This is a genomic window from Streptomyces sp. NPDC093568, from assembly GCF_044764945.1.
In the GTDB taxonomy this organism is placed as follows: Bacteria; Actinomycetota; Actinomycetes; order Streptomycetales; family Streptomycetaceae; genus Streptomyces.
On the sequence record NZ_JBIWJD010000001.1, the window covers coordinates 1,040,727 to 1,056,228 of the forward strand.

15 protein-coding genes and 1 pseudogene are annotated in these 15,502 nt (G+C 70.0%); 9 read left to right on the forward strand and 7 right to left on the reverse strand.

The features are described from left to right. The first annotated feature begins 18 nt into the window (after positions 1 to 18). The 7 genes and pseudogenes from ACIRD7_RS04445 (at position 19) to ACIRD7_RS04475 (ending at position 8,378) form a co-directional block, all read left to right on the forward strand. Positions 19 to 1,017: a LacI family DNA-binding transcriptional regulator gene (locus ACIRD7_RS04445; protein ID WP_403449577.1), complete on the forward strand. Its 999-nt coding sequence runs from the start codon at positions 19 to 21 to the stop codon at positions 1,015 to 1,017. Between the two features lie 83 nt (positions 1,018 to 1,100). Further along, positions 1,101 to 1,223 (forward strand): annotated as a pseudogene (locus tag ACIRD7_RS04450) (LacI family transcriptional regulator); the annotation flags it as partial. Positions 1,224 to 1,354: 131 nt separating this feature from the next. Further along, a complete protein-coding gene (locus tag ACIRD7_RS04455; RefSeq protein WP_403449579.1) occupies positions 1,355 to 2,704 on the forward strand; it encodes an ABC transporter substrate-binding protein in 1,350 nt (449 codons plus the stop codon). Positions 2,705 to 2,710: 6 nt separating this feature from the next. Then, complete coding sequence (locus ACIRD7_RS04460) at positions 2,711 to 3,667, forward strand: carbohydrate ABC transporter permease (RefSeq protein ID WP_403449582.1); 957 nt, start codon at positions 2,711 to 2,713, stop codon at positions 3,665 to 3,667. Beyond that, positions 3,664 to 4,524, forward strand: coding sequence for a carbohydrate ABC transporter permease (locus ACIRD7_RS04465; RefSeq protein WP_403449585.1), 861 nt, complete (start codon positions 3,664 to 3,666; stop codon positions 4,522 to 4,524). Before ACIRD7_RS04460 ends, ACIRD7_RS04465 begins: the two co-directional genes overlap by 4 nt. Before the next feature lie 33 nt (positions 4,525 to 4,557). Further along, the gene (locus ACIRD7_RS04470) at positions 4,558 to 6,159 is read left to right on the forward strand and encodes an alpha-amylase family glycosyl hydrolase (protein ID WP_403449587.1); all 1,602 of its coding nucleotides are present in this window, start codon (positions 4,558 to 4,560) and stop codon (positions 6,157 to 6,159) included. A 77-nt stretch (positions 6,160 to 6,236) separates the two neighbouring features. Further along, entirely contained in the window at positions 6,237 to 8,378 is a 2,142-nt protein-coding gene (locus tag ACIRD7_RS04475) for a discoidin domain-containing protein (protein ID WP_403449590.1), read from the forward strand. Here the strand turns inward: ACIRD7_RS04475 and ACIRD7_RS04480 are convergent. From ACIRD7_RS04480 to ACIRD7_RS04495, 4 genes are read right to left on the reverse strand one after another with little or no spacing between them, the layout of a single operon-like run. Continuing rightward, on the reverse strand, positions 8,347 to 9,159 hold the full coding sequence (locus ACIRD7_RS04480) for an ABC transporter ATP-binding protein (protein WP_403449591.1): 813 nt from the start codon (positions 9,157 to 9,159) through the stop codon (positions 8,347 to 8,349). The two genes, ACIRD7_RS04475 and ACIRD7_RS04480, sit on opposite strands and share 32 nt — an antisense overlap. 24 nt (positions 9,160 to 9,183) lie before the next feature. Beyond that, a complete protein-coding gene (locus ACIRD7_RS04485; RefSeq protein WP_403451656.1) occupies positions 9,184 to 9,936 on the reverse strand; it encodes an ABC transporter permease in 753 nt (250 codons plus the stop codon). 23 nt (positions 9,937 to 9,959) lie between these two features. Continuing rightward, complete coding sequence (locus tag ACIRD7_RS04490; RefSeq protein WP_403449593.1) at positions 9,960 to 10,733, reverse strand: ABC transporter permease; 774 nt, start codon at positions 10,731 to 10,733, stop codon at positions 9,960 to 9,962. After that, a complete protein-coding gene (locus ACIRD7_RS04495; protein ID WP_403449596.1) occupies positions 10,730 to 11,698 on the reverse strand; it encodes an ABC transporter substrate-binding protein in 969 nt (322 codons plus the stop codon). The genes ACIRD7_RS04490 and ACIRD7_RS04495 overlap by 4 nt, the downstream gene beginning before the upstream one ends. A gap of 165 nt (positions 11,699 to 11,863) precedes the next feature. Between ACIRD7_RS04495 and ACIRD7_RS04500 the strand changes: the two genes are divergently transcribed. Next, a complete protein-coding gene (locus tag ACIRD7_RS04500) occupies positions 11,864 to 12,733 on the forward strand; it encodes an IclR family transcriptional regulator C-terminal domain-containing protein (RefSeq protein WP_403449599.1) in 870 nt (289 codons plus the stop codon). Here the strand turns inward: ACIRD7_RS04500 and ACIRD7_RS04505 are convergent. Genes ACIRD7_RS04505 through ACIRD7_RS04515 form a run of 3 tightly spaced genes read right to left on the reverse strand, consistent with a single transcriptional unit; the run spans position 12,648 to position 14,822 of the window. Continuing rightward, positions 12,648 to 13,586: a PDR/VanB family oxidoreductase gene (locus tag ACIRD7_RS04505; RefSeq protein WP_403449602.1), complete on the reverse strand. Its 939-nt coding sequence runs from the start codon at positions 13,584 to 13,586 to the stop codon at positions 12,648 to 12,650. The genes ACIRD7_RS04500 and ACIRD7_RS04505 overlap by 86 nt on opposite strands. Beyond that, positions 13,579 to 13,755: a hypothetical protein gene (locus ACIRD7_RS04510; protein ID WP_403449604.1), complete on the reverse strand. Its 177-nt coding sequence runs from the start codon at positions 13,753 to 13,755 to the stop codon at positions 13,579 to 13,581. The genes ACIRD7_RS04505 and ACIRD7_RS04510 overlap by 8 nt, the downstream gene beginning before the upstream one ends. Further along, the gene (locus tag ACIRD7_RS04515; protein WP_403449606.1) at positions 13,752 to 14,822 is read right to left on the reverse strand and encodes a Rieske 2Fe-2S domain-containing protein; all 1,071 of its coding nucleotides are present in this window, start codon (positions 14,820 to 14,822) and stop codon (positions 13,752 to 13,754) included. Before ACIRD7_RS04515 ends, ACIRD7_RS04510 begins: the two co-directional genes overlap by 4 nt. Before the next feature lie 141 nt (positions 14,823 to 14,963). Here ACIRD7_RS04515 and ACIRD7_RS04520 point away from each other — a divergent pair, with 141 nt between their 5' ends. Further along, on the forward strand, positions 14,964 to 15,410 hold the full coding sequence (locus ACIRD7_RS04520) for a hypothetical protein (protein ID WP_403449609.1): 447 nt from the start codon (positions 14,964 to 14,966) through the stop codon (positions 15,408 to 15,410). Positions 15,411 to 15,502 lie beyond the last annotated feature (92 nt).

A 15,502-nucleotide genomic window follows, 5' to 3' on the forward strand; every position in this document is an offset into this window, starting at 1 on the left:
TGCGCTATTCTTGCGCGCATGACGCGACGACTTGCTGAAGTGGCGAAGAAAGTCGGGGTCAGCGAGGCCACGGTCAGCCGGGTGCTCAACGACAAGCCCGGCGTCTCCGAGGCCACCCGGCAGGCGGTGCTCTCCGCCCTGGACGTCCTCGGCTACGAGCGGCCCACGCAGCTGCGCGGCGAACGCGCCCGGCTGGTCGGCCTCGTGCTGCCCGAGCTGCAGAACCCGATCTTCCCGGCGTTCGCCGAGGTCATCGGGGGGGCGCTCGCCCAGCTCGGGCTGACGCCGGTGCTCTGCACACAGACCAAGGGCGGGGTGTCCGAGGCCGACTACGTCGCGCTGCTGCTGCAGCAGCAGGTCTCCGGGGTCGTGTTCGCGGGCGGTCTGTACGCGCAGGCCGACGCGCCGCACGAGCACTACAAGGAGCTCGCCGACCGCAACATCCCGGTCGTCCTGGTCAACGCGGCCATCGAGCACCTCGGCTTCCCGGCCGTGTCCTGCGACGACGCAGTGGCCGTGGAGCAGGCCTGGCGGCATCTGGCCTCGCTCGGGCACGAGCGCATCGGGCTGGTGCTCGGGCCGGGCGACCACATGCCGTCGGCGCGCAAGCTGGCCGCCGCCCGGGGCATCGCCGGCGAGCTGCCCGAAGAGCGGGTGGCGCGGGCCATCTTCTCCATCGAGGGCGGGCACGCCGCGGCCTCCCGGCTGATCGACCGGGGCGTGACCGGCATCATCTGCGCGAGCGACCCGCTGGCGCTTGGCGCGATCAGGGCCGCTCGCCGCAAGGGGCTCGTCGTCCCGTCGCAGATCTCCGTGGTCGGCTACGACGACTCGGCGTTCATGAACTGCACCGAGCCCCCGCTCACCACGGTCCGGCAGCCCATCGAGGCCATGGGCCGCGCCGCCGTGGAGCTGTTGAACGCGCAGATCGCGGGGACCGCCGTGCCGGCCGAGGAGTTGCTCTTCGAGCCGGAGCTCGTGGTGCGGGGTTCCACCGCCCAGGCGCCTCGTCCCTGAGATCCGACGGCTCCTGTCGTAGATCCGTCCTGCTGTTCAAGAACCGAGCCTCCGCTCACGAACGGCAGCCCGTCGAAGGCGTGGGCCGCGCCGCCGTGGAGCTGTTGAACGCGCAGATCGCGGGGACCGCCGTGCCGGCTGAGGAGTTGCTCTTCGAGCCGGAACTCGTGGTGCGGGGTTCCACTGCCCAGGCGCCTCGTCCCTGAGATCCGACGGCTCCTGCCGGGGATCCGTCCTGCTGTTCAAAAATTGCAAATTTCGCGCGACATCTTGCGGACGGATGTCGGCGGTGCTTGAGTGTGCGGCGCCCACCGCTCCTGCCCAAAGGGGTCCACCGATGAGAAGCACCGGGTTCCGCCGTACCTTTGCCGCGCTCAGCGTCTGCTCCCTCGCCCTCGCCGTCTCCGCCTGCGGGTCGGGCGGCGACGACTCGGCGAGCGGCAAGACCCGCATCACGGTCAACTGCATGCCGCCCAAGAGCGCCAAGGTCGACCGCCAGTTCTTCGAGCAGGACATCGCCTCGTTCGAGAAGGCCAACCCGGACATCGACGTCGTCGCCCACGACGCGTTCCCCTGCCAGGACCCGAAGACCTTCGACGCCAAGCTCGCCGGCGGGCAGATGGAGGACGTCTTCTACACGTACTTCACCGACGCCCGGCACGTCGTCGACATCAACCAGGCCGCCGATCTCACCCCGTACGTCAAGGAGTTGAAGAGCTACGGGACCATCCAGCAGCAGCTGCGCGACATCTACACCGTCGACGGCAAGGTCTACGGCATCCCGCGCACCGGCTACTCGATGGGCCTGATCTACAACAAGGCGCTCTTCGAGAAGGCCGGCCTCGACCCGGAGAAGCCCCCTGCCACCTGGGAGGAACTGCGGGCCGCCGCCAAGAAGATCGCCGGTCTCGGAGGCGGCACCGTCGGCTACGCCGACTACAGCGCCCAGAACCAAGGCGGCTGGCACTTCACCGCCGAGCTCTACTCCCAGGGCGGCGACGTCGTCAGCGCCGACGGCAAGAAGGCCACCGTCGACACCCCCGAGGGCCGTGCCGTGCTCCAGAACCTGCACGACATGCGCTGGACCGACAACTCCATGGGCAGCAAGCAGCTCCTGGTCATCAACGACGTCCAGCAGATGATGGGCTCCGGCAAGCTCGGCATGTACCTCTCCGCCCCGGACAACATCCCGATCCTGGTCAAGGAGAAGGGCGGCGACTACAAGGACCTCGCGCTCGCCCCCATGCCCGGCGGTGAGGGCACACTCATCGGCGGCGACGGCTACATGTTCAACAAGAAGGCCAGCCCCGAGCAGATCCGCGCCGGCCTGAAGTGGCTGGACCACATGTTCCTCACGCCCGGGGACGGCTTCCTCGGCGACTACGCCCGCGCCAAGAAGAACGACGCCCCCGTCGGACTGCCCGAGCCCCGGCTGTTCACCGGCGCCGCCGACACCAAGGACCAGCAGGTCAAAGAGGCCAACGCCAACGTCCCGGTGGAGAACTACCAGGCCTTCCTCGACGGCAACCAGAGCCTGGAGATGAAGATCGAGCCGCCGAGCGCCCAGCAGATCTACTCCGTCCTCGACGGTGTCGTCTCCGCCGTCCTCACCAAGAAGGACGCCGACATCGACCAGCTCCTGAAGGACGCCTCCGGGAAGATCGACGGCATCCTGGCCCGAGGCTGACGAGCCATGACCAGAACGGCTCAGCTCCGGACCGCCGAGAAGGTCGCGGTCCGCCCGATGCAGGCGCCGCCCCCGGCAGGGGACCGGAGGCGGCGCCGCCTCGCCGACCAGCTGCGCGCGTACGGCTTCCTTGTCGGCGGCCTCGTCTGCTTCGCGCTGTTCTCCTGGTACCCGGCGCTCCGCGCGGTCGTGATCGCCTTCCAGAAGTACACGCCCGGCAGTGACCCCGAATGGGTCGGCACGGCCAACTTCACCCGCGTCTTCGCCGACCCGGAGTTCGCCGCCGCCTGGCGCAACACCCTCACCTTCACGCTGCTCGCCCTGCTGATCGGCTTCGCGATCCCCTTCGTACTCGCCCTGGTCCTCAACGAGTTGCGGCACGCCAAAACGTTCTTCCGGGTCGTCGTCTATCTGCCCGTGATGATCCCGCCGGTGGTCAGCGCCCTGCTGTGGAAGTGGTTCTACGACCCCGGCACCGGCCTCGCCAACGAGGCGCTGCGCTTCCTGCACCTGCCCACGTCGAACTGGTCCAACGGGGCCGACACCGCGCTCCTCTCCCTGGTGATCGTGGCCACCTGGGCCAACATGGGCGGCACCGTGCTGATCTACCTCGCGGCGCTGCAGTCCATCCCCGGCGAGCTGTACGAGGCCGCCGAACTGGACGGCGCGAACCTGCTGCAACGCATCCGCCACGTCACGATCCCGCAGACCCGCTTCGTGATCCTGATGCTGATGCTCCTTCAGATCATCGCCACCATGCAGGTCTTCACCGAGCCGTTCGTCATCACGGGCGGCGGCCCCGAGAACGCGACGGTCACCGTCCTGTACCTGATCTACAAGTACGCCTTCCTCTACAACGACTTCGGCGGCGCCTGCGCCCTCAGCGTCATGCTGCTCATGCTCCTGGGCGCCTTCTCCGCCGTATATCTGCGTCTGACCCGCACCGAAGGGGAGGACGCATGACGACCCGGACCCTGGTCTCCCCGGCTGCCCTGGCCCGCCCGCGCGGCAGGGCCGTGTACTGGTCCGTCTTCACCGGCACCGTCCTGCTCTTCACCCTCGCGTTCCTCTTCCCCGTCTACTGGATGGCGACGGGCGCGATGAAGTCACCTGACGAGGTGGCGCGCACCCCGCCCACGGTCGTCCCCGAGCAGTGGCACCTCGGCGGATACACCGGCGCCTGGGACCTGATGCAGCTGCCCACCCACCTGTGGAACACGGTCGTCCAGGCCACCGGCGCCTGGCTGTTCCAGCTCGTGTTCTGCACGGCCGCCGCCTACGCGCTGTCCAAGCTGCGGCCGGTCCTCGGCAAGGTGATCCTTGGCGGCATCCTCGCCACCCTGATGGTCCCGGCCCAGGCCCTGATCGTGCCGAAGTACCTGACCGCGGCGGACCTCGGCCTGCTCAACGACCCGCTCGCCATCTGGCTGCCGGCCGTCGCAAGCGCCTTCAACCTCTATCTGCTCAAGCGGTTCTTCGACCAGCTGCCGCGCGACGTCCTGGAGGCCGCCGAGATCGACGGCGCCGGGAAGCTGCGCACCCTGTGGTCGATCGTGCTGCCGATGTCCCGGCCGGTCCTCGGCGTGGTGTCGATCTTCGCCCTGGTGGCCGTCTGGCAGGACTTCCTCTGGCCGCTGATGGTCTTCTCCGACACCGAGAAGCAGCCGATCAGCGTGGCGCTCGTCCAGTTGTCGCAGAACATCCCGCTGACCGTGCTCATCGCCGCCATGGTGATCGCGAGCATCCCCATGGTCGCGCTGTTCCTGGTCTTCCAGCGGCACATCATCGCCGGGATCGGCGCGGGCAGCACGAAGGGCTGACGTCCTACTCGCATCCACAGAAAGGGCCACACCGTGGCACAGCCCCGTCATGCCGCCGCACAGTGGTGGCGCTCCGCCGTCATCTACCAGGTCTACGTCCGCAGCTTCGCCGACGGCGACGGCGACGGCACCGGCGACCTCGCGGGCGTCCGCGCCCGGCTGCCGTATCTCGCCGAACTCGGCGTGGACGCCCTGTGGTTCACGCCCTGGTACGTCTCACCGCTGAAGGACGGCGGCTACGACGTCGCCGACTACCGCGCGATCGACCCGGCCTTCGGCACCCTCGCCGAGGCGGAGAAGCTCATCGCCGAGGCACGTGAGCTGGGGATCCGCACGATCGTCGACATCGTGCCCAACCACGTCTCCGACCAGCACCCGTGGTTCCGGGCCGCCCTCGCCGCCGGACCCGGCAGTCCGGAGCGCGAGCTGTTCCACTTCCGGCCCGGACGCGGCCCCGACGGCGGCCTCCCGCCCAACGACTGGCCGTCGCAGTTCGTCGGCTCGACCGAGCCCGTGTGGACCCGGCTCCCCGACGGGGACTGGTATCTCCACCTGTTCACCCCGGAGCAGCCCGACCTCAACTGGGCCCACCCGGCGGTCCGCCAGGAGCACGAGGACATCCTGCGCTTCTGGTTCGAGCGGGGCGTGGCCGGCGTACGCATCGACTCGGCCGCGCTGCTCGCCAAGGACCCCGCGCTCACCGACCTCGCCGACGCACCCGAACCGCACCCCTTCATCGACCGCGACGAACTCCACGACATCTACCGCTCCTGGCGGAGCGTCGCCGACGACTACGACGGTGTCTTCGTCGGCGAGGTCTGGCTCCCCGACCCCGAGCGCTTCGCGCGCTACCTGCGCCCGGACGAGCTGCACACCGCCTTCAACTTCGCGTTCCTGTCCTGCCCCTGGGACGCCGAGCGGCTGCGGGAATCCATCGACACGACCCTCGCCGAGCACGCGCCGGTCGGCGCCCCCGCCACCTGGGTGCTGTGCAACCACGACGTCACCCGCACGGTCACCCGCTACGGCCGCGCCGACACCGGCTTCGACTTCGCGGCCAAGACCTTCGGCACCCCGACCGACCTCGCGCTCGGCACCCGGCGCGCGCGGGCGGCCGCCTTGCTCTCGCTCGCCCTGCCGGGGGCCGTCTACGTCTACCAGGGCGAGGAACTCGGCCTGCCCGAGGCGGACATCCCGCTCGACCGCATCCAGGACCCGATGCACGCCCGCTCCGGCGGCAGCGACCCGGGCCGGGACGGCTGCCGGGTGCCGCTGCCCTGGTCGGCCGACGAGCCGTACGCCGGTTTCGGCGCCCGGCGGGAACCGTGGCTGCCGCAGCCGGCCGGCTGGGCCGCGTACGCCGCCGACCACCAGGCCGCGGACCCCGGCTCCATGCTCGCCCTCTACCGCCGGGCGATCGCGCTCCGTCCCGGGTTCGGCGACGGCCCGCTGAGCTGGCTGCCCGCGCCGGACGGCGTCCTCGCCTTCACCCGCGCGCCCGGCGTGACCTGCGTCGTGAACCTGGCCGACGTCCCCGCCGACCTCCCCGCACACTCCGAACTCCTGCTTGCCAGCGGCCCCTTGGACACGGACCAGCGGCTGCCGAAGGACACCGCGGTCTGGCTGCGCGCCTGAGACCGCGGCCCGCTATCCCCGTACCCCCACCACGAAGGGATCAGCACATGCAGTACACGCGCAGATCTGTCAGGATCATGCCAACCGCAGTGGCCGTCGCCCTCGCGGCCGGCCTCCTCACCGCCACGGCCCCCACCGCCCGGGCCGCGGCGGGCGCCACCCTCCCGTTCACCTCCGTCGAGGCGGAGTCCGCCACCACCACCGGAACGAAGATCGGCCCCGACCACACCCAGGGCACCCTCGCCTCGGAGGCGTCGGGACGTCAGGCCGTACGCCTCACCGCAGGGCAGCGCGTCGAGTTCACCGCGCCGCGCGCGGCCAACGCGCTCAACATCGCCTACAGCGTCCCGGACGGCCAGAGCGGCTCACTGAACGTCTACGTGAACGGCACCAGGCTCGCGAAGACGATCGCCGTCACCTCCAAGTACTCCTACGTCGACACCGGCTGGATCCCGGGCGCCAAGACGCACCACTTCTACGACAACGCCCGGCTGTTGCTCGGGCAGAACATCCAAGCCGGCGACAAGGTCTCCCTCGAGGCGGCGAACACGCAGGTCACCGTCGACGTCGCCGACTTCGAGCAGGTCGCGGGCGCGGCGAGCCAGCCCGCGGGGTCGGTGTCGGTGACGTCCAAGGGCGCCGACCCCACCGGCCAGGGCGACTCCACACAGGCCTTCCGCGACGCCATCGCCTCCGCCCAGGGCGGTGTCGTGTGGATCCCACCGGGTGACTACCGGCTGACGTCCTCCCTCAGCGGGGTCCAGAACGTCACCCTCCAGGGCGCGGGCAGCTGGCACTCGGTCGTGCGGACCTCGCGCTTCATCGACCAGTCCAGCTCGTCCGGCGGCGTCCACATCAAGGACTTCGCGGTCATCGGCGAGGTCACCGAGCGGGTGGACTCCAACCCCGACAACTTCGTCAACGGGTCGCTGGGGCCGAACAGTTCCGTGTCCCGAATGTGGCTCCAGCACCTCAAGGTCGGCCTCTGGCTGATGGGCAACAACGACAACCTGGTCGTCGAGAACAACCGCTTCCTCGACATGACCGCCGACGGACTCAACCTCAACGGCAACGCGCGCGGGGTACGGGTCCGGGGCAACTTCCTGCGCAACCAGGGCGACGACGCGCTCGCCATGTGGTCGCTGTACGCGCCGGACACCAACAGCAGCTTCGAGAACAACACCATCACCCAGCCGAACCTGGCCAACGGCATCGCGATCTACGGTGGCACCGACATCACCGTGAAGAACAACCTGATCTCCGACACCAACGCGCTCGGCAGCGGTATCGCGATCTCCAACCAGAAGTTCCTGGACCCGTTCCACCCGCTGTCCGGCACGATCACGGTCGACGGCAACACGCTGGTCCGCACGGGCGCGATGAACCCCAACTGGAACCACCCGATGGGCGCCCTGCGCGTCGACTCCTACGACAGCGCCATCGAGGCCCAGGTCAAGATCACCAACACGACGATCACCGACAGCCCTTACAGCGCCTTCGAGTTCGTCTCGGGCGGCGGGCGCGGCTACGCGGCGAAGAACATCACCGTCGACGGCGCCAGCGTCCGCAACACCGGCACGGTCGTCGTCCAGGCCGAGGCCCAGGGTGCCGCCACCTTCCGTAACGTCACCGCCACCGGCGTCGGCGCGGCCGGTGTCTACAACTGCCCCTACCCGGCCAATTCCGGAGCCTTCACCCTCACCGACGGCGGCGGCAACTCCGGCTGGAGCAGCACCTGGTCCGACTGCTCGACCTGGCCGCAGCCCGGCCAGGGCAACCCCGACCCCGACCCGGCGCGCAACCTCGCCAAGGGCCGCCCGGCCACCGCCACCGGCTCGGAGGACGTCTACACGCCGGGCAAGGCGGTCGACGGCGACGCGAACAGCTACTGGGAGTCCGTCAACAACGCCTTCCCGCAGTCCCTGACGGTCGACCTCGGCTCGACGGAGGCCGTCCGCCGGCTGGTGCTGAAGCTGCCGCCGTCCCCGGCGTGGGGCGCGCGGACGCAGACCGTCACGGTGCTGGGCAGCACCGACGGCTCGAACTACTCCACGGTCGTCGGCGCCACCGGCTACCGCTTCGACCCGGCCACCGGCAACACGGCCACCGTGTCCCTGCCCGGTGGCACCGGCCTGCGCTACCTGCGGCTGTCGGTCAGCGCCAACACCGGATGGCCGGCCGGGCAGTTCAGTGAGGTGGAGGCGTATCTGACTTCGTGACCGCGTCCCGCACGACCCCGCGCTTCGCCGCCTGGATCTGCTCATACACATGGGTGCGCAGCTCGGCGAAGCGCGGGTCCACGCGGGTGTGCAACTGGTCGCGTTCGGCGGGCAGTTCGACTTTGAGCTGCTCCTGGACGACCGTGGGGGAGGCCGACAGCACGATCACCCGCTCGCCCAGATAGACGGCCTCGTCGATGTCGTGGGTGACGAACAGGACGGTGATGCCGCGCTCCCGCCACAGCCCGCGGACCAGGTCCTCCAGATCGGCCCGGGTCTGCGCGTCCACCGCCGCGAACGGCTCGTCCATCAGCAGCACACGAGGCTCGTAGGCCAGCGCGCGGGCGATGGCGACGCGCTGCTGCATTCCGCCGGACAGTTGCCACGGATACGCCCCCACGGCGTCCGAGAGCCCGACCGACTCCAGCGCGTCCCGCACCAGCTCCCGGCGCCGAGCCTTGCTCAAGTCCTTCTGCTTCAGCGGGAGTTCGACGTTCTCGCCGACCCGCATCCACGGGAAGAGACTGCGGCCGTACTCCTGGAACACGAAGGCCATGCCCGGCGGCGGACCGGTGACCCTGCGCCCCTCCAGCAGCACTTCACCGCCGGTCGGCGCGAGCAGGCCGCCCATGCACTTGAGCAGGGTCGTCTTGCCGCAGCCCGAAGGGCCGACGAGACAGACCAGTTCGCCCGCGTCGACGGTGAAGGTGAGGTCGCGGACCGCCTCCACCCGCCGCCCCGACCCCTCGTAGACCTTCCTCAGGCCCCGTACGTCGAGCATGACCCGCCCCTTCACGATGTTCACTCAGGACCGCCGGGTGGTCGCGCGCAGACCGTGGTACCAGCCGAGCACCCGGCGCTCGACCAGCTGGAACACGACGGAGAGCAGGAAGCCGAGCAGGCCGAGGACGAGGATCCCGGTCCACATGTCCGGGATCGCGAAGCCGCGCTGGAACTGGACGACGGTGAAGCCGATGCCGTTGTCGGCGGCGAACATCTCGCTGATGACCATCAGGATGATGCCGATGGACAGCGCCTGACGCAGCCCGGCGAAGATCTGCGGGCTCGCCGAGGGCAGCACCAGACGGCGCAGCCGGGCGATCCCCGTGATGCCGTACGAGCGGGCCGTCTCCAGCATCACCGAGTCGACCGCGCGCACGCCCTCCACGGTGTTGAGCAGGATCGGCCAGACACAGCCGCTCGCGATCACGACGATCTTCATGCTGTCGCCGATGCCCGCGAACAGCATGATGACGGGGACCAGCACGGGCGGCGGCACGGCCCGCAGGAACTCCAGGACCGGCTCGCACAGCGCGCGGACCCAGCGGTAGGAGCCGATGACCGTGCCGAGCGCGACACCGGCCACCACCGCCGTCGCGTAGCCCGCGAGCAGCCGCAGGAGGCTCGGCACGACGTCCGAACGCAGCCGGTCGGTCGTCCAGACGTCCGGGAAGGTCTCGAGGATCGTGCGCAGCGGCGGCCAGAAGGGGTCCGTGCTGCCGGCCGACGCCGCCCACCACCCGGTGACCAGCGCCACCGGCAGCGTGACCACGAACATCAGCCTCCGCAGCAGGCGCCCGATCACACCGCCACCTCCCCGCGCACCGACTGGTGCCAGGCCAGCGCCCACCGCTCCACCATGCGCGCGCCGACGTTGATGAGCAGTCCCAGCAGCCCCGCGACCACGACCAGCGCGTACATCTCCGGCACCGCCTGCGAGGTCTGCGCCACCGCGATCTGCCGGCCCAGCCCCGGGGCCCCGATGACGAGTTCGGCCGTGACGGCGAGGATCAGCGCGACGGCGGCGGCCAGCCGCACCCCGGTCATGACGTACGGCAGTGCCGTCGGCCACAGCACATGGCGGACCCGCGCCCAGGTGCCGAGGCCGTACGAGCGCGCCGTCTCCTCGGCGACCGGGTCGACGTCCTGGGCGCCGTACAGGGTCTGGATCAGGACCTGCCAGAAGGAGGCGTAGACGACGAGAAGGAGGACCGACCTCAGCTCGGTGCCGTACAGCAGCACCGCGAGCGGGATCAGCGCCACCGACGGGATCGGGCGCAGGAACTCGATCGTCGAGGCCGTCGCCTCGCGCAGGTAGGGCACGACCGAGACGGCCACTCCGGCGACGACGCCCGCGCAGGAGGCGATGGCCAGGCCCAGTGCCCAGCCGGTGAGGGTGTCGCCGAGCGCTGTCCAGAAGGCGGGGTCGCCGGCCTCGTCCACGAGCGCCTCGGCGATGCGGCTGGTCGGCGGGAAGTAGGCCTCCTTGACCAGGCCGAGCCGCGGCACCGCCTCGCCCAGGGCGAGGAAGCCCGCGAGCCCGGCCGCACCGAGTGCGAGGCTCGTCCCCCTCACGGGAGCAGCGCGTCCAGGTCGGGCGTCTTCTTGAAGAGGCCGTCCTCCTCGCCGAGCTTCATGAGGGCCTCTATCGAGGGGCGGTTCGGCTCGGTCGGCCACTTCGGGAGGATGACCTGCTCCAACGCCGACGCCGGGATCTTGGTGTACGTCGTGACGATCTGCCGGGCCTCGTCCGGGTGAGCCTCGGCGTACGCGAGGGACTCGGCGGTGGCGTCCTGGAACTTCTTCACGACGTCCGGGTTCTGCTGCGCGTACTGCGTCGAGGTGAAGTACATCGCGACGGTGAGCTGCGGCGCTATGTCGACCAACGGTGAGGCGATCTCGCGTCCGCCCTGGCTGCGGATGGTTGCGGTCGCCGGCTCGACCACGCACGCGGCGTCGATCTGGCCCTGGTCCAGGGCGGCGGGCATCTGGTCGAAGGGCATCTCGACCAGGTCCACCTTGTCGGGGTCGCCGCCCGCCTCGCGCACCGCCTGGCGGACCGCGGTCTCGTTGATGTTCTTCAGGGTGTTGATGGCGACCTTCTTGCCCTCAAGGTCCTTCGCCGACTTGACGGGGCTGTCCTTCTTGACCATCAGGCCGTTGAAGTCCTTGCCCCGCTCACCGGTCGAGGCGATGCCGTTGGCGACGGCCTTCACCGGGACGCCGTTGGACTGAGCCACCATCAGGGACGTCACATTGCTGAAGCCGAACTGGAACTGACCACTCGTCACACCCGGCACGATCGCCGCGCCGCCCTGCGCGGGGGTGAACTCCAGCTTCAGGCCCCGCTTTTCGAAGAACCCCTTCTTCTGGCCGAGATATAACGGCGCGACATCGACGATGGGGATGAGTCCGATCTTGACGGTGGTGACACCACCGGACGACTCGCCCGCGTTCGGCGATCCGTCGTCGGACGAGCCGCAGGCCGTCGCGACGAGCAACAGGGCGCCGACGGTGAGACCGGCGGACAGACGACGCATGGCTCCTCCTGTACAGACAACGGCAACGGTGTTCCGACAGGTTGTGCGCAAGGCGCACAGTAGTGCGCGGGGTTGCTCAGCGGGAAGGTAGAAGCCTCAATCGCATCCGGTCAATGGGTTCACCAAGGTTCGCCGACAACATTGTTGACACTTCTGGAGGTGGCGATGTCCGCCGAAGCCCGCGCACCGCACTTCGTGAGGTCCTTCGAGCGTGGCCTCGCCGTCATCCGCTGCTTCGACGCCGAGCACCCCGCCCGCACGCTCAGCGACGTCGCCCACACCTGCGACCTGACCCGCGCCGCCGCCCGCCGTCTGCTCCTGACCCTCGCCGACCTCGGCTACGTCCACCAGGACGGCCGGCTCTTCCGCCTCACCCCACGCGTGCTGGAACTCGGCTACTCCTACCTCTCCAGCTACACCCTGCCCCAGATCGCCGAGCCGCATCTGGAGCAACTCGTCGCCCGGGTACGGGAGTCGTCGTCCCTGTGCGTCCTCGACGGCGACGACATCGTGTACGTCGCCCGGGTCCCGACCCGCCGGATCATGACCGCGTCCATCACGGTCGGCACGCGCTTCCCGGCGCACGTGACGTCGGTGGGCCGGGTGATCCTCGCGCATCTGCCGGAGGAGGAGACCGAAGTGCGGCTCGCACGCTCGGAGTTGAAGTCGCTGACCGCCCGCACCCTCACCTCGCCGGACGCCCTGCGGGCGGAGCTGCGCAGGGTCCGCCGGCAGGGTTACGCCGTCGTCGACCAGGAGCTGGAGGAGGGGCTCAGGTCGGTCGCCGCCCCGGTGCGGGACCGGGACGGCGAGGTGGTCGCGGCCGTCAACATCGCCGTGCACGCGGGCCGCAACACCGTCGACTCGGTGCGCCGGGACCTGCTGCCACCGCTGCTGGCGACCGTCGCCGGGATCGAGGCCGACCTGCGGATCACCGGTACGGGACGGATCACAGATCCAGGACCAGCCGCGGCCCCCGGCACCGCGACACGCAGATCATCATCGTCTCGCCGCTCTCCTGCTCCTCCGACGTGAGGACGGAGTCCCTGTGGTCCGGGGTGCCGTCCAGGACGTCGGTCTCGCAGGTCCCGCAGGTGCCCTCGGTGCAGGAGTAGAGCACCTCGATGCCGGCCGACCGCACCGTGTCCAGCACGGACACACCCGGCGCGACGGTGAGCGTCAGCCCGCTCCGCGCCAGCTCGACCTCGAACTCCCCGTCCTCACCGACGGGTTTCTCCTTCGCCTGGAACCGCTCGACGCGCAGCACGCCGGCCGGGCACCGCTCCTCCACCGCGTCGAGCAGCGGACCGGGGCCGCAGCAGTAGACGAGGGTGCCGTCGGGAACGCCGTCGAGCACCGAGGCGAGGTCCAGCAGCCCGACCTCCTCCTGCGGGGCGACGGTGACTCGGTCGCCGTACCGGCCCAACTCCTCGGTGAACGCCATGGACTGACGCGTCCGCCCGCCGTACAGCAGCGTCCACTCCGCGCCCGCCGCCTCGGCCGCGGCCAGCATCGGCATGATCGGGGTGATGCCGATGCCGCCGGCGACGAAGCGGTAGCGGGGGGCGGACTCCAGCCGGAAGTGGTTGCGCGGACCGCGCACCCGGACCTTGTCGCCCTGCCCCAACTGCTCGTGCACATGGGCGGATCCGCCGCGTCCGTCCGGCTCCCGCAGCACGGCGAGGCGCCACCGCGTCCGGTCCGCCGGATCGCCGCACAGCGAGTACTGCCGCTCCAGCCCCGGCCCGAGCACGACGTCGATGTGGGCGCCGGGCTCCCAGGCCGGGAGGCGCTCGCCCAGCGGGTGGCACAGGGTGAGGGCGAGGACGCCGTCGGCCGCCGGCTCCAGGCGGTCGACGACGAGTTCGGCCTCGTACACGTCACTCATGAACGGTTCCTCGCGGTTCGTGTCCTTGCGGGTGGGCGAGCATCCACTCCCACATCTCCACCGGGTCCTGCGCGGTGTGCTCGCGGCCGCAGTGACAGGTGCCGTGCAGGACGTCGGTGCCCGGCAGCCAGTCGATGCGGTAGATCTCGCCGGTCGGACGCGTGCTCACTGGACCTTCTCCACGGGCTTGGCGCCCTCCTCGACCAGCCGGGCGAGGATACGGCGCGCGGCCAGGCCGCCGGTGTCGATGTTGATGCTCAGCTCCTGGTAGCCGTGGCGCTCGGTGCCGAGGGTCCGCTGGAGCAGGTTCAGGGCGGTGACGTCCTGCATGACGACGGTGTGGTTGTTGCCGCGCAGGAACTCGGTGACCTCGTCGTCGTCCGTCGCCCAGTCCCGGGAGACCGCCCAGAAGTCGTAGACCTTGCCGTCGCCGGACGGGGTGATGGCGTACGTGATCTCGGTGTGGAAGCCGTTGGGATCACTGCCGTCGGCCTCCGGCAGCACACCGGCCGGGGCGATACGGCTGTGCAGCAGGTAAAGACAGGGCGCGTGGTACTCGATGTCCTGCCAGCGCGTGATCCGCCCCTCGATCCCGGTCGACCTGGCGTAGAACGGCGGGCACTCGGCGTCGTCCATGTGCCGGCTCACCCGCACGATCCCGGCTCCTTCGTCGACCTCCGTGGTGATCGGCGTCTCGGCGACCTCGGGGGTGCCGATGTAGCCGCCGTGGAGGTAGGTCTCGTGCGAGAGGTCGAGGAGGTTGTCGACGAGGAGGCCGTAGTCGCAGTCGATCGGCTCCATGCCGCGCACGGTGACCCAGCCGGGGGAGTCGAGGTGCCTGGCCCGCGGGATGACCTGCGGGTCGGCGAGCGCCGGGTCACCGATCCACACCCAGATCAGGGAGTCCTGCTCGACGACCGGGTACGAGGCCACGCGCGCGGTGCGCGGGACGCGCTTTTGCCCCGGCACGTACACGCACGTACCGGTCGTGTCGTACGTGAACCCGTGATACCCGCACACGATCCGGTCACCGTCGAGCCGGGTCGGGGCCTCGGACAGCGGGTACCGGCGGTGCACGCACCGGTCGTGCAGCACGACGGGCGTCCCGTCCTCCTCGGTCCGGTAGAGGACGAGCGTCTCCCCGAGAATGCTCCGTCCGAGCAACTCGCGCCCGACCTCGTGGCTGTAGGCGGCGACGTACCACTGGTTCCTGGCGAAGGCGGTGGTGTGCGGCATCGTTGCGGCTCCCGTCTGTCTGCTGTGGGTGCATCGTCCGGAAGACCGGCACGGGGCCGCAATGCTTCTTCCGTCTCGCGGAAGGGAAGAGGTGAGGTGCCGGAGTACGGTTGCCGCCTCAGTCGCTGCGTAGGGGGTTCGATGGAAGCGGAGCTGATGGCACTGGCCGCCGCGGGCGCTACGGCGGTCGTCCAGCAGATGGCGACGGACTCCTGGGGACAGGTTCGTGATCGCGTCATCGCGTTCTTCTCCCGCCATGAGGGCACCGAGGAGGAAGTGATCGAAGGACAGCTGGAGACCTCGCGCGAGGAGCTGACGGCGGCCACGGACTCCGGGGACGAGCAGACCGTGGCGGACGTCCGCGCCGAATGGCGCACCCGCCTGCGGCGCACGTTGCTGGCTGATCCCCACGCCGCGTCCGAACTGCGGGCGGTGCTGGACGAATTGGAACCCCACCGGACCGATCAGCAAGGTGTGGAGGTCCACAACGCGATCAGCGGCGGGGTGCAGCACGGCCCGGTGATTCAGGCGGGCACGGTGGGCTCACTCACCATCGGACCGTCACCTGCCCAAAGGACGCAGGAGTAACACGGCCCCAGTTGAGGCACCGTGTCCGTGGAACCGACCGGTGGCTACTCTCGGAAGGACGGTGATACTCGCGCGTGCGCCGAGGGGGAGTC

What these genes read in the sequence shown, in the direction of transcription:
- ACIRD7_RS04475 (WP_403449590.1), top strand. Translation starts at nt 6,237, where the DNA reads ATGCCAACCGCAGTGGCCGTCGCCCTCGCGGCCGGCCTCCTCACCGCC.
- ACIRD7_RS04500 (WP_403449599.1), top strand. Translation starts at nt 11,864, where the DNA reads ATGTCCGCCGAAGCCCGCGCACCGCACTTCGTGAGGTCCTTCGAGCGT.
- ACIRD7_RS04515 (WP_403449606.1), bottom strand. Translation starts at nt 14,822, where the DNA reads ATGCCGCACACCACCGCCTTCGCCAGGAACCAGTGGTACGTCGCCGCC.
- ACIRD7_RS04455 (WP_403449579.1), top strand. Translation starts at nt 1,355, where the DNA reads ATGAGAAGCACCGGGTTCCGCCGTACCTTTGCCGCGCTCAGCGTCTGC.
- ACIRD7_RS04520 (WP_403449609.1), top strand. Translation starts at nt 14,964, where the DNA reads ATGGAAGCGGAGCTGATGGCACTGGCCGCCGCGGGCGCTACGGCGGTC.
- ACIRD7_RS04485 (WP_403451656.1), bottom strand. Translation starts at nt 9,936, where the DNA reads ATGTTCGTGGTCACGCTGCCGGTGGCGCTGGTCACCGGGTGGTGGGCG.
- ACIRD7_RS04495 (WP_403449596.1), bottom strand. Translation starts at nt 11,698, where the DNA reads ATGCGTCGTCTGTCCGCCGGTCTCACCGTCGGCGCCCTGTTGCTCGTC.
- ACIRD7_RS04465 (WP_403449585.1), top strand. Translation starts at nt 3,664, where the DNA reads ATGACGACCCGGACCCTGGTCTCCCCGGCTGCCCTGGCCCGCCCGCGC.
- ACIRD7_RS04445 (WP_403449577.1), top strand. Translation starts at nt 19, where the DNA reads ATGACGCGACGACTTGCTGAAGTGGCGAAGAAAGTCGGGGTCAGCGAG.
- ACIRD7_RS04480 (WP_403449591.1), bottom strand. Translation starts at nt 9,159, where the DNA reads ATGCTCGACGTACGGGGCCTGAGGAAGGTCTACGAGGGGTCGGGGCGG.
- ACIRD7_RS04460 (WP_403449582.1), top strand. Translation starts at nt 2,711, where the DNA reads ATGACCAGAACGGCTCAGCTCCGGACCGCCGAGAAGGTCGCGGTCCGC.
- ACIRD7_RS04505 (WP_403449602.1), bottom strand. Translation starts at nt 13,586, where the DNA reads ATGAGTGACGTGTACGAGGCCGAACTCGTCGTCGACCGCCTGGAGCCG.